At 72.7% G+C, this 12,386-nt stretch carries 9 protein-coding genes; 1 reads left to right on the top strand and 8 read right to left on the bottom strand.

The annotated features are described in order from the left end of the window. Positions 1–296: 296 nt before the first annotated feature. The 7 genes from DNK56_RS07365 to DNK56_RS07395 form a co-directional block, all read right to left on the bottom strand. Complete coding sequence (locus DNK56_RS07365) at positions 297–1,271, bottom strand: N-acetylglucosamine kinase (RefSeq protein WP_111331598.1); 975 nt, start codon at positions 1,269–1,271, stop codon at positions 297–299. After that, positions 1,262–2,527 carry a 6-phospho-beta-glucosidase gene (locus DNK56_RS07370; RefSeq protein ID WP_111331600.1) on the bottom strand — a complete coding sequence of 422 codons (1,266 nt, stop codon included), beginning with the start codon at positions 2,525–2,527 and terminating at the stop codon, positions 1,262–1,264. Before DNK56_RS07370 ends, DNK56_RS07365 begins: the two co-directional genes overlap by 10 nt. 3 nt (positions 2,528–2,530) lie before the next feature. Continuing rightward, entirely contained in the window at positions 2,531–3,433 is a 903-nt protein-coding gene (locus DNK56_RS07375; RefSeq protein WP_111331602.1) for a carbohydrate ABC transporter permease, read from the bottom strand. A gap of 1 nt (position 3,434) precedes the next feature. Next, entirely contained in the window at positions 3,435–4,376 is a 942-nt protein-coding gene (locus tag DNK56_RS07380) for a carbohydrate ABC transporter permease (protein WP_111331605.1), read from the bottom strand. A gap of 10 nt (positions 4,377–4,386) precedes the next feature. Next, complete coding sequence (locus DNK56_RS07385; RefSeq protein WP_111331607.1) at positions 4,387–5,724, bottom strand: ABC transporter substrate-binding protein; 1,338 nt, start codon at positions 5,722–5,724, stop codon at positions 4,387–4,389. 68 nt (positions 5,725–5,792) lie between these two features. Further along, positions 5,793–7,013 carry an ROK family transcriptional regulator gene (locus DNK56_RS07390; protein WP_111331609.1) on the bottom strand — a complete coding sequence of 407 codons (1,221 nt, stop codon included), beginning with the start codon at positions 7,011–7,013 and terminating at the stop codon, positions 5,793–5,795. Positions 7,014–7,191: 178 nt separating this feature from the next. Beyond that, positions 7,192–8,247, bottom strand: a complete 1,056-nt coding sequence (locus DNK56_RS07395; RefSeq protein ID WP_111331611.1) for a mechanosensitive ion channel family protein — start codon at positions 8,245–8,247, stop codon at positions 7,192–7,194. A gap of 223 nt (positions 8,248–8,470) precedes the next feature. Between DNK56_RS07395 and DNK56_RS07400 the strand changes: the two genes are divergently transcribed. Next, entirely contained in the window at positions 8,471–9,007 is a 537-nt protein-coding gene (locus DNK56_RS07400) for an HNH endonuclease (protein ID WP_111331613.1), read from the top strand. A gap of 118 nt (positions 9,008–9,125) precedes the next feature. Here the strand turns inward: DNK56_RS07400 and DNK56_RS07405 are convergent, their stop codons facing one another. Continuing rightward, entirely contained in the window at positions 9,126–12,128 is a 3,003-nt protein-coding gene (locus tag DNK56_RS07405) for a beta-N-acetylglucosaminidase domain-containing protein (protein ID WP_111331615.1), read from the bottom strand. Between the last annotated feature and the right edge of the window lie 258 nt (positions 12,129–12,386).

The following is a 12,386-nucleotide window of genomic DNA, read 5'->3' on the forward strand; positions in this document are numbered from 1 at the left end:
GATCGGGGGACTGGTACCCGGCCAGAAGTATGGCCGCCGGGACCGGCACACACATCCAGAACGCCTGGATCGGGCACCGGACCACGCGACGGCCGGCCGCGGTCAACGGCATTCGATCAAGACCGGCGCCGTTGATCAAGGTGGACGGCACGATCCCCCGCCGAACCGTCCTCCCCACCATCAACACGTTCGGGACACCCGATCGGTTCCCGGACACGCGAAAGGCGCCCCGCAACCCGCAGGCGCAGGGGCGCCCCTGACGGCCCGGAACCCGGATTCCCGGGCCGTCCGGACGCTCAGGCGTACTGCGCCCGCAGCCGGGCGTGCACCTGCGGCGCGGCGCCCGTGCGGTCCAGGCCGAGCAGCCCGGCGCCGAGCACCGGGGACTCCCGCACCACCCGCACCACGGCCTTCGGGGCCCGCGCCGCGAGGAGTTCGCCGATCCGCTCGTCCAACTGCGGGTGGCGCGCCGCCAGCACGCTGCCGCCGAGCAGCACCGGCACCTCCTCGTCCAGCAGCTCCAGGCGGCTCAGCGCGACCGAGGCCAGCGCCACCACCTCCTCGCCCAGCCGGTCCACCAGACCCCGCGCCACCGGGTCGCCGGCCGCGCTCGTCGCGAAGAGCACCGGGGTCAGTTCGTGCCGTCGCTCCGCCTCGATGCGGCCCAGGTGCAGCGCCTCGATCAGCGCGTACATCGAGTCCAGACCGAAGTGCGCGGGCAGCGTCCGGGCCAGCGCGGTCGGCTCGCCCCGGCCGTCCTCGGCGCGCGCGGCGAACCACATCGCCTCCTCGGACAGGCCCGAACCGCCGCCCCAGTCGCCGGAGATGCGGCCGATCGCCGGGAAGCGCGCGGTGCGCCCGTCCGGGACCATGCCGACGCAGTTGATGCCCGCGCCGCAGACCACGGCGACGCCGCGCGGCTCGTCCACCCCGGCCCGCAGGATCGCGAAGGTGTCGTTGCGGACCTCGACCGTCCGGCCCCAGCCGCGCGCCGCCAGCGCCGCGGTCAGCCGCTCCTCCTCGACCGGCAGATCGGCGTTGGCCAGGCACGCCGACACATGGGCCACCGACGAGGCGTCCGCGCCGGCCGCGGACAGCACCCGCGCCACCGCGTCCCCGAGGACGTCGACCGCCGGCTCCACGCCCACGTACGGCGGCTGGAACCCGCCGCCCCTGGCCGTGGCCAGCACCGTGCCGTCCGCGCCGACGAGGGCCACATCGGTCTTGCTGTTCCCCGCGTCGATCGCCAGGACCGCGCCGTTCACGCCCACGCCAGGTGCTCCCGGTTGTGCGCGATCAGCTTGTCGGTGAGCGCCTCGGCGTACTCGAACTGGCCGATCAGGGGGTGGGCGAGCAGCGCCTTGAACACCCGGTCCCGGCCGCCGCGCAGCGCCGCCTCCAGCGCCAGGTGCTCGTACGCCGTGACGTTGGCGACGAGCCCCGCGTACAGCGGGTCCAGGGCGGGCACGGCGAGCGGCGTCGCGCCCGAGGCGTCCACCTTCGCCTGCACCTCGACGACCGCGTCGTCCGGCAGGAACGGCAGCGTGCCGTTGTTGTACGTGTTGACCACCTGGTGGGCCGAGCCGCCGCCCCCGAGCAGCGCCGCCGCCAGGTCCACGGCCGCCTCCGAGTAGAAGGCGCCGCCGCGCTTGGCGAGCAGCGCGGGCTTCTCGTCCAGCGCCGGGTCGCCGTACATCGCCAGCAGTTCCTTCTCCATGGCGGCGACCTCGGCCGCGCGGGAGGGCTTGCTGCCCAGCTCGCGGACGACCTCGTCGTGCGCGTAGAAGTACCGCAGGTAGTACGAGGGGACGACGCCGAGCCGGTCCACGACGGCGCGCGGCAGGTGCAGGTCGTCCGCGATGGCGTCGCCGTGCTCGGCGATCAGCCGGGGCAGCACGTCCTCGCCGCCGGGGCCGCCCAGGCGCACGCCCGTCTCCCAGGTGAGGTGGTTGAGGCCGACGTGGTCCAGGTGCACCTCGCCGGGGGCGACGTCGAGCAGGGCGGCGAACTTGCGCTGGAAGCCGATCGCCACGTTGCACAGGCCGACGGCCTTGTGACCGGCCTGGAGCAGGGCGCGGGTGACGATGCCCACCGGGTTGGTGAAGTCGATGATCCAGGCGTCGGGGTTGGCGCGCCGGACCCGCTCGGCGATGTCCAGGACGACCGGGACGGTGCGCAGGGCCTTGGCGAGGCCGCCGGCCCCGGTGGTCTCCTGGCCGACGCAGCCGCACTCCAGCGGCCAGGTCTCGTCCTGGTTGCGGGCGGCCTGGCCGCCGACGCGCAGCTGGAGCAGGACGGCGTCCGCCCCGGCGACGCCCGCGTCGACGTCCGATGTGGTGACGATGCGGCCGGGGTGGCCCTGCTTGGCGAAGATCCGCCGGGCGAGGCCGCCCACGAGGTCGAGCCGGTCGGCGGCCGGGTCGACGAGGACCAGCTCCTCGACCGGCAGCGTGTCACGCAGCCGGGCGAATCCGTCGATCAGTTCGGGGGTGTAGGTGGACCCGCCACCCACTACAGCGAGCTTCATGGTTCAGCCCTTTACTCCGGTCAGTGTGACGCCCTCGACAAAGGCCTTCTGTGCGAAGAAGAAGACGACGATCACAGGGGCCATGACCAGAACGGTCGCGGCCATGGTCAGGTTCCAGTCGGTGTGGTGCGCGCCCTTGAAGGACTCCAGTCCGTAGCTCAGGGTCCAGGCGCCCGGGTTCTCCGAGGCGTAGATCTGCGGGCCGAAGTAGTCGTTCCAGGCGTAGAAGAACTGGAAGAGGGCGACGGCGGCGATGCCCGGCTTGGCCATCGGCACCACCACGCGCAGCAGCGTGCGCAGTTCGCCGCAGCCGTCCACCTTCGCCGCGTCCAGGTACTCGTCCGGGATGGTGAGGAGGAACTGCCGCAGCAGGAAGATGGAGAACGCGTCGCCGAAGGCCATCGGGATGATCAGCGGCCACAGCGAGCCGGACAGGTCCAGCTCCTTGGCCCAGAACAGGTACATCGGGATGACCACGACCTGCGGCGGCAGCATCATCATCGAGATGACGAGCATCAGCGACAGATGCCGGCCGCGGAAGCGGAACTTGGCGAGCGCGTACGCCACGGGCAGCGAGGACACCACGGTCAGGACGGTGCCCAGGCCCGCGTACAGCAGGGTGTTCTTCCACCAGGTCAGGAAGCCCGGAGTGTCGAACACCTTCTTGTAGTTGGCCCACTCGAAGGGGTGCGGCCACAGATCGCGGGTGAGCGCCTGGTGGTCGCTCATCAGCGAGGTGAGCACCAGGAAGACGAACGGCAGCACGAAGAAGAGGGCCGCGGCCACGCCGAGCGAGTGCACGGCGATCCAGTGCAGCAGCGCCTTGCGGCGCGCGGTGCGCCGCTCCGGCGAGGCGGGCTCGCTCGCCGGGGCCGCGGTCGCCGGGGTGTCGAGAACCTGCGCCATGTCACTCACCTGCCTGGATCAGTCCGCTGCGGCGCCGCATCAGCAGTGCGGTGAACGCCATCGCGAGCGCGAAGAGAACGAGCGCGACCACACAGGCCGAGCCGTAGTCGAAGCGCTGGAAGCCGAGGTTGTAGACCAGCTGCGGAAGCGTCAGTGTCGACTTGTCGGGATAGCCCGGTTCGAACTGCTGGCCGGAGCCGCCGATGACACCGGACGCGACCTTCCCGGCCACCAGCGGCTGGGTGTAGTACTGCATCGTCTGGATGATGCCGGTGACCACGGCGAACATGATGATCGGCGAGATGTTCGGCAGCGTGACGTACCGGAACCGGTGGTACGCGGTCGCCCCGTCCAGCTCGGCGGCCTCGTACTGCTCCTTCGGTACGTCGAGCAGCGCGGCCATGAAGATCACCATCAGGTCGCCCACGCCCCACACCGCGAGCGCGGTCAGCGCCGGCTTGGACCAGGTGGCGTCGGTGAACCAGCCGGGCGTCCCCAGACCGAGGTCGCCCAGGATGGAGTTGACCGGCCCGGTGCCGGGGTTGAGCAGGAAGACGAAGCCCAGCGTGGCGGCGACCGGCGGGGCCAGGTACGGCAGGTAGAACAGCGTCCGGAAGACCCCGGTGCCCGTCTTGATCTTGGTGATCAGCAGCCCGACACCGAGTCCGAAGACCACCCGGCAGGTCACCATCACCACGACCAGCCAGAGCGTGTTGCGCAGCGCCGGCCAGAACAGCGGGTAGTCGTTGAAGACGTACGACCAGTTCTTGAAGCCGCTGAACTCGGGGGCGGCGAACCCGTCGTAGCTGGTGAAGGAGAAGTAGAGCGTGGAGATCAGCGGGTAGGCGAAGAAGACGCAGAACCCGATCAGCCACGGCGACATGAAGGCCGCCGTCCGAAGCGCCGACCTGCGGCGCTTCGAACGGAGTGTGTACGTGCTCATCGTGGTGGCTCTACTTCGCCTGGTCGATCGCCGCGTCGATTTCCTTCGCGGTCTTCTCCAGACCCGCCTTGATGTCCTTCTGCTTGCCCTTCTCGACGTCGAAGCCGAGGTTCTGCAGGGACACCAGGTACGCGCCGCCGTTCACCGAGGGCGGGGTGGTGGTGGAGTTCGGGTTCGCCGCGATGTCCAGGAAGGTCTTGAACCGGGGGTCGTACTTCAGCTTCGGCGACTTCAGCGCCTCCAGCGTGGAGGGCACGTTGTGGATCGCGTTGGCGAAGTTCACGACCGCGTCCGTGTTCGTCGTCATGAACTTGACCAGCTCCCAGGCGGCGTTCTGCTTGCCGGAGGTGGCCGCGATACCCGCGATGGTGCCGGTCAGGTAGCCCTTGCCGTAGGTGTCCGCCTCGCTGTCCGCGACGGGCATCGGGGCCACGCCGATCTCGAACTTCGGCTTGGTGTCCTCGGCCATGCCCAGACGCCACTCGCCGTCCAGCTGCATCGCCACCTGGCCCAGGTGGAAGGGGTGCTTGGCGCCCCACTCGTCACCGAAGGACGCCCGGAACTTCTCCAGCTTCTCGTAGCCGCCGAGCGTGTCCACCAGCTTCTTCTGGGTGGTCAGCATGTCGGCGAACGCCGGGTCCTTGGCGATGTTCGACTTGCCGTCCGCGTCGAAGTACGAGGGGTTCCAGCCGCCGAGGTAGTGCTCGGTGGTGGTCTCGTAGCCGTGGAAGTTCGGCATGAAGCCCAGCTGCTCGTACGAGTCGCCCTTGGTCTTCGTCAGCTTCTTCGCGACGGTCGCCAGCTCGGACCAGGTCTTCGGCGGGCTGTCGATGCCGGCCGCCTCGAACGCGTCCTTGTTGTAGTACAGCCCGTACGCGTCACCCAGCAGCGGAACCGTGCAGCGCACCCCGTTGAACTGGGTGTACTCGTTCATCGCCTTCGGGAACGTGGCCGCCGGGTCGATGCCGTCTTTCTCGAAGAACGGGTTGAGGTCGACGAACGCCTTCGAGGAGCAGAACTTGCCCACGTTGTTGGTGGTGAAGGAGGACACCACGTCCGGCGCCTTGGAGCCGCCGGCCCGCAGCGCCTGGTTGATCTTGTCGTCGGTCATGTTGCCGACGACCTTCACATGGATGTTGGGGTGGGCCTTCTCGAAGGCGTCGATCGTGGCCTCGATGGCCTTCACCTCGCCCGGCGCGCTCCAGCCGTGCCAGAAGGTGATGGTCGTCTCCTTGGAGGCGTCGTCTTGCGCCCCGGAGTCGCTCTGCCCGGTGCAGGCGGAGGCGAACAGGGCTATCGCGGCGGTCGCGGCGAGCGCGACGGCCGGCTTCCGGCGGTTTCCGGACATGGTGGGTCTCCCGGTACGAGGTGGGCAGGAAGGACGGAACGTGTACGGGAATGCGGGGAGTGGGGGGTTCAGCGCGAGGTGTCGAACACTTCGTCGCGGGTCGTGGCGAGCGCGCTCTCCAGCGCGCCGCGCAGAACGGGATGGTGGGTGACGTCCCCGGCGAGCAGCCGGGGTCTGGACGCGGCGAGCTGGGCCAGCTCGGCCGCGACCCGCGCGCGCAACGGCTCGCCGCCGCGCGAGAACAGCTCGCCCGAGAGCACGACGACCTCCGGGTCGAGCACCGCGACCAGGGAGGCGAGACCGGTGGCCAGCCCGGTGGCGAGCCGGTCGAGCAGCAGGCCGTACGGCCCCTCCTCGCCCGCCTCCACCGCTTCGGCAGCCCGGCCGATCAGGGCGGCGGCGACCTCGTGATGCGTGCCGGAGTCCGGCACCGCCCCCTCGACGCCGAGTTCCCGGGCCAGCCTGGCCGGGGCCTGGGCACCCGCCAGCTCCTGGAAGCCGCCCGCGTTGGCCTTGGTGACCTGGCGCACCAGCGGCGCCCCCGGCACCGGCAGGAAGCCGACCTCGCCGGCGCCCCCGGTGAAGCCCCGGTGCAGCCTGCCGTTGATCACGAGGGCGGCGCCCAGGCCCTCCTCGTTCCACAGCAGGACGAAGTCGTCGTGGCCGCGTGCCGCGCCGCGCCGCTGCTCGGCCACGGCGACGAGGTTCACGTCGTTCTCGTACTCGACGGGCATCGGCAGCACGGCCGCCAGCTCGTCCAGCAGCGTGGGGGAGTGCCAGCCCGGCAGATGCGAGGCGTAGCGCAGCCGGCCCGTGTTCGGGTCGAAGGCGCCCGGCGTGCCGATGACCACCCGGTGCACATCGGCCCTGGTCAGCCCGGCCTCCGCGATCGCGCCGTCCAGAGCCCCGGTCACCTGCCGCAGCACGCTCTCGGCGCGCCGGCCGGGCGTGCGCAGCTCGAACTCCCCGACCGTCTCGCCGGTCACGTCGGCGACCGCCGCGACGATCCGGTGGGCGTTCACATCGAGCCCGGCGACATGGGCGGCGGCGGCGTTGACCGCGTACAGCTGGGCGTTGGGTCCGGGGCGGCCGGCCGCGGTGCCGGTGGCCACCACGAGTCCGGCCGCTTCGAGGCGGGCGAGCAGCTGGGACGCGGTGGGCTTCGAGAGGCCGGTGAGCTTCCCGATCCGCGTCCGTGAGAGGGGACCGTGCGCCAGGAGGAGATCGAGGGCGGCACGGTCGTTCATGGCGCGCAGAACGCTGGGGGTGCCCGGCGTGTTTCCGGCCATGCTCACTGCACCTGCCCCTCTGTTAGGAAAGTTTCCTATTCGGTGAGAAGGAAGGTAGGGCCCTTGCCACCGGGGCGTCAATGGCCTGACGGCCGGTGGCAACCAAAGCGTTACCCGGAAACCGGTCCGGCCGGAAAACGACACCGGCCGGGGACCACGCGGGTCCCCGGCCGGGCGGCTACTTCGCCGTGTTCGGCGGCGGGATCGGGGTCGCCGCCAGGGACTGCGGCGAGGTCGCCGACGCATACGCGGACGGGGCGGCCATGCCCGCCGTGGGGTCGGCCTGCGGGGCCTCCTCCGGGGTGCCGGCCACCATCCGGATGCCCGCCGCGTCCAGCGCCACCTTGATCCGCCAGCGCAGCTCCCGCTCCACGCCCACCGCCTGGCCCGGCATCGTCTTGGCGCTGACCCGGACCGTCATCGACTCCAGCAGCACCGCGTCCAGGCCCAGGACCTCCACCGGACCCCACAGCCGCTCGGACCAGGGCTCGTCCTTGGCCATCTCCTCGGCGGCCCCGGTGATCGCCGCACGGACCTTCTCCAGGTCCTCCGTGGGCAGCACCTGCACATCGACCCCGGCGGTGGACCAGCCCTGGCTCAGGTTGCCGATCCGCTTCACCTCGCCGTTGCGCACGTACCAGATGGCGCCGTTCTCGCCGCGCAGCTTGGTGACGCGCAGACCGACCTCGATGACCTCGCCGGACGCGACGCCCGCGTCGATCTGGTCGCCGACCCCGTACTGGTCCTCCAGGATCATGAAGACCCCGGACAGGAAGTCGGTGACCAGGTTGCGGGCGCCGAAGCCGAGCGCGACGCCGGCCACCCCGGCCGAGGCCAGCAGCGGCGCCAGATTGATCTGGAACGCGCCCAGGATCATCAGCGCCGCCGTGCCCATGATCAGGAACGAGGCCACCGACCGGAGCACCGAGCCGATCGCCTCCGAGCGCTGGCGGCGCCGTTCCGCGTTGACCAGCAGACTGCCGAGCGCGGTGGACTGGACCGCCTGGGCGCTGCGGTTCATCCGGTCTATGAACTTGGTCAGGGCACGGCGGATCAGATGGCGCAGCACGATCGCGACGGCCGCGATCAGCACGATCCGCAGTCCGGTGTTCAGCCAGGTGGACCAGTTCTCCTCCACCCAGCCCGCGGCGTTGCCGGCCTGCTCCGCGGCTTCGTCCAGCGAGCCACCGGGCTGCGGTGACGGGGCTGCGGCCAACAGGGCGGACAGGGACACGACGAGACCTCCTGGGGGGTGAGCGCCGAGTGGTGCAGCGCTGAACAACCACACTAACGGGGCATCACCCGTGCTCCGTTGCCGTGAGCGGGGGGAGAGACGCGGCTCACCCGGTGAAATTCCTTTCCGCACGTGGTGGCGCTATGACCCGGCGTGAGGGGAGACTGAGAACGGAGATCGTCCCGGCGCGAGCCACGCGCCGCCGGCGTACAAGGAGGCATCCGTGCCGCATGTCCTGGTTCTCAACGCGTCGTACGAGCCGCTCGGCGTCGTACCGCTCCGCCGCGCACTCGTCCTCGTCCTCGAGAACAAGGCCATCTGCCTCGAGGAGTCCGGTGCCCTCATGCACAGCGCCACCCGTGTCGTCCCGGCCCCCAGCGTCGTCCGCCTCAAACGGTTCGTCCGGATTCCCTACCGGGGTCCGGTGCCGCTGACCCGGCGGGCCCTGTTCGCGCGGGACGGCGGGCGCTGCATGTACTGCGGGGCCGCCGCGACCAGCGTCGACCACGTCATTCCGCGCAGCCGCGGCGGACAGCACGCCTGGGACAACGTGGTGGCGGCCTGCCGCCGCTGCAACCACGTCAAGGCCGACCGGCATCTGCCCGAGCTGGGCTGGCGGCTCCACCAGCAGCCCGCCCCGCCCACCGGACTCGCCTGGCGGATCATCGGCACGGGCCATCGCGACCCGCGCTGGCTGCCCTATCTGCAACCGTTCGGCGCGGACGACGCGATGGCCCGGATCGACGGCATCTCAGCCTGAGACCGGGCCCTCGTCGTCTCCGGGCCCTCGTCGTCTCCGGGCCCTCGTCGTCTCCGGGCCCTCGTCGTCTCCGGGCCCTCGCCGGCTCCGGACCCCGTCCGCCGGGGCCCGGAGGCGGTCAGTCGTGCCCGGCCACCGCGTACGCCTTCACCGACCAGAGCGAGATGCCGTACTCGGTGGCCCGCTCGTCGCCCAGGACGCGCACGAACCGGGTGTCCTTCGCGTCCATCCGCACCGACTCGCGGCCGCCCGCGCCCTCGCGCACGGTCGCCGCGGTGCGCCAGGTGCGCCCGTCGCCGGAGACCTGGACCCGGTAGCGGGAGGCGTACGCGTCCTGCCAGTCGAGCACCACCCGCCCCAGCCGGACCGGGGCGGGCAGCTCCGCCTGCCACCACGACCCGTCCGCGGCCGGGGAGGACCAGCGGGTCTCCGGGGCGCCGTCCAGCGCGGCGGACGCCGGGAAGTCCGCGGTCTCGTCCGCCGACGAGGAGGCGGTGGCCCCGCGCAGCACATCGGCCTCGCCGGTGCGCGGATAGGCCCGCACGGTGAGCGTGGTCTCCTCGCCGCCGAAGGAGAACGGCACCTCGTACTCCCCGGACGGGGTGTCCGCCGGGACCGTGATCTCCACCGGGACCTCGGTGCGCGTGCCGCGCGGCACGGTCGTCCGCTTCGGCACCCGGACCTCGATGCCCTCGGGCGCCTTCGCGACCAGCCTGCCCCGCACCTCGGCCGGCCGGCGCCCGGACAGCCGGGCCCGCACCTCCTGCGGCTTCCCGCCGATCACGGCGTCGGTCTCGCCGCGTGCCAGGTCCAGCCGGGCGGCCGGCTCGTCCTCGAACCACGGCACCAGGGAGCGCACATCGGGGGCGGTGCCCGCGCCCACGGACGCCCCGGCCAGCGGCGGGATGATCAGCGGCGGCGACCCGGCCGTCGCCGGAGTGGCGGCCGGCCAGCTGATCCGGACCGCGTCGGCCCGCAGCCCCCCGCCCGCCGTCTGGGTCCAGCCGCTCGCCGACAGCCGGCCCAGCGACCGCCAGCCCTCGCCCGGCACATGCGCCTGCACCGTGGCGCCCGCGGCGGCCCCGGCGTCCGGCACGGTCGTCGCGGTGACGGCCTCCAGCGGACGGGCCCGGTCCAGCCGGACCGTATAGCTGCCCGGCGCCTCGCTCACCTCGCCGCCCGCCCGGTCCGTGCCCGTCCAGGAACGGGCCTCCTTACGGGTCCGGTCCAGGAACGGGCCGAGCACGCCCTCGCCGACCTTCGCCCCGCCCGCCGCGATGTCCTCGCGCACCGGCTCCAGCGCCAGCGACGCCCGCCAGGCCGCCGCCCCGTCGCCCGCGGCCTGGGCGCGCAGCAGGTCGACGGCCAGCTCACCGGCATGGCCGTAGCGGGCGAGCTGCGCGCTCCACGGGCGGACCTCGTCACCGAGCCGGCCCCCGGCCACCCCCGCGAGACCGCCCGGCGCCGCGCGCATCTCGCCGAACGCGTCCCGCAGCCGGTCCGCCGCCGCGTCGAGCGCGCCGGCGTCGTCACCGGCGTACGCCTTCCAGAACGCGGCGATCAGCGGCCGCAGATAGGCGGACTCGGTGCCGCCGAGCACCGAACCCGCGCTGTTGCCCGCCAGGGCCCGCAGCGCGTCGGCGCCGTCCCCGCCGGAACCGGCGAGGTCGTCGATGGCGGCCTCCCAGGACCGCGCGGGGTCGTAGCCCCTCGGGTTCCACGCGAAGTCGGCGGCCGTGAACAGCGGGACGCGCGAGGCGGACGGCTGCTCCATCGCGTTGGCCAGCAGCGCCGCCGAGCCCACCGCCACGGCGGGCTCCCGGCCGGTGTACGGGCCGAGGAAGATCCGGTCGTGCGCGTAGTCGTTGACCGGGTAGTTGTCCATGGTCATCAGCGGATGCCCGAACACGGCCCGCGTCCTCGCCAGCTCGGCGCCCGTGATCGTCCTCGGCACGACCCCGACCCCGGTCCAGGCGACCTCCACACCGTCCGCCAGCTCCCCGGCGAGCGCGGTGCGGTACGCGGTGGCGCCGTCCTGGTAGAACTCCGTCGGCATCACCGACAGCGGCGCCGCCCCCGGATGCCGCGCGGCCAGATGCCGGGCCACACCGTTCACCACGCGGGCCTGCGCCCGGGCCGCCGCCTCCGGGCCGCTGCCGAACGTGTCCGCGTCGGCCGCGCAGTGCCACTCGCTGTAGCTGACGTCCTGGAACTGCACCTGGAAGGCGCGCACCCCCAGGTCCCACATCGCGTCGATCTTCCGGTTCAGCGCCTTCGGATCGCCGTCCGACGACAGGCACATGGACTGGCCCGGCGCCACCGCCCAGCCGAGCACCACATGCGCGGCGGCGGCCCGGTCGGCCAGCTCCCGGATGTCCGCGCGCCGCTCCGCCGGATACGGGTCGCGCCAGCGGGCCTGCCGGTACGGGTCGTCGCCCGCCGCGTAGAGATAGCGGTTCTGCTTGGTGCGCCCCAGGAAGTCGATCTGCGCGAGCCGGTCCTCCCGGCTCCACGGCTGCCCGTAGAACCCCTCGGTCAGCCCGCGCACCGCCGTGGCCGGCCAGTCCCGGACGGTGACCCCGGCGACCTTCCCGCCCCGGACCAGCTGGCGCAGCGTCTGCACCGCGTGGAACAGCCCGTCCTCGCCGACGCCCTCCAGCGCCACCGTGCCCCGCTTCGCGGCCCGGCCCGCCGCGAGCCGGTAACCGCCCGCCGGCAGGTCCGCCCGGTCCGGCGCGCCCAGGGCGCGCAGCGCGTCCGCCGCCCCGGCGCCGCCCAGCCGGATCACCGGCCCGGCACCCGGCAGCGCCTCGTGGACCGTGCGCACCCCGGCGTCCCGCAGGACCGTGCGCAGCACCGCCACGGCGTACGGATCGGCCGCCGCGTCCGCGACCAGCGTGACCTCGTGGCCCAGGGCGACCCCGGGACCGGCCGCCGCCATGCTCTGCGGGCGCGGCCACACCGCCGGGGGCGCGCCCTGCGCCGTGCGCCCCGGCCCGGCGGCGGAGGCGCTCGCGGGGTCCGGGGGAGCGGCGAGCGCGGGCGGGGCACCGGCGGAGAGCAGCCCGCCGAGCACGGCCACGGCCACCGCCGTCGCCCGCGTCCTGCCACTGAGCCCCATCGCGGTCTCTCCCCTCGCTCCCACCTCGGGCTCCGAGCCCACCACCCCGCGCGCGAGGGTGTCAATGTGCGAGGCGTTCGATGGCGGAATGTCCTGGTACGAGCGGTGCGGCGGGCGCGCCGCGCAGGGCGGTCCCCTACGCGAAAGACAGCGCCGAATGGCCTAAATCGGCGAACGTCTTGCGGGCAACCGGCCCCGTGGGAACGGAATGTGACCCGCGGCACGTTGAACTCGTTGTCATAACGCCTACGTCTGCGG

The sequence above is a fragment of the Streptomyces sp. AC1-42W genome, assembly GCF_003248355.1.
Lineage (GTDB): Bacteria > Actinomycetota > Actinomycetes > Streptomycetales > Streptomycetaceae > Streptomyces.

Bases quoted from the DNA above. Each gene is read 5' to 3' on its own strand.
- DNK56_RS07390 (WP_111331609.1), bottom strand. From the start codon at position 7,013: ATGGCCGGAAACACGCCGGGCACCCCCAGCGTTCTGCGCGCCATGAAC.
- DNK56_RS07370 (WP_111331600.1), bottom strand. From the start codon at position 2,527: ATGAAGCTCGCTGTAGTGGGTGGCGGGTCCACCTACACCCCCGAACTG.
- DNK56_RS07405 (WP_111331615.1), bottom strand. From the start codon at position 12,128: ATGGGGCTCAGTGGCAGGACGCGGGCGACGGCGGTGGCCGTGGCCGTG.
- DNK56_RS07380 (WP_111331605.1), bottom strand. From the start codon at position 4,376: ATGAGCACGTACACACTCCGTTCGAAGCGCCGCAGGTCGGCGCTTCGG.
- DNK56_RS07375 (WP_111331602.1), bottom strand. From the start codon at position 3,433: ATGGCGCAGGTTCTCGACACCCCGGCGACCGCGGCCCCGGCGAGCGAG.
- DNK56_RS07385 (WP_111331607.1), bottom strand. From the start codon at position 5,724: ATGTCCGGAAACCGCCGGAAGCCGGCCGTCGCGCTCGCCGCGACCGCC.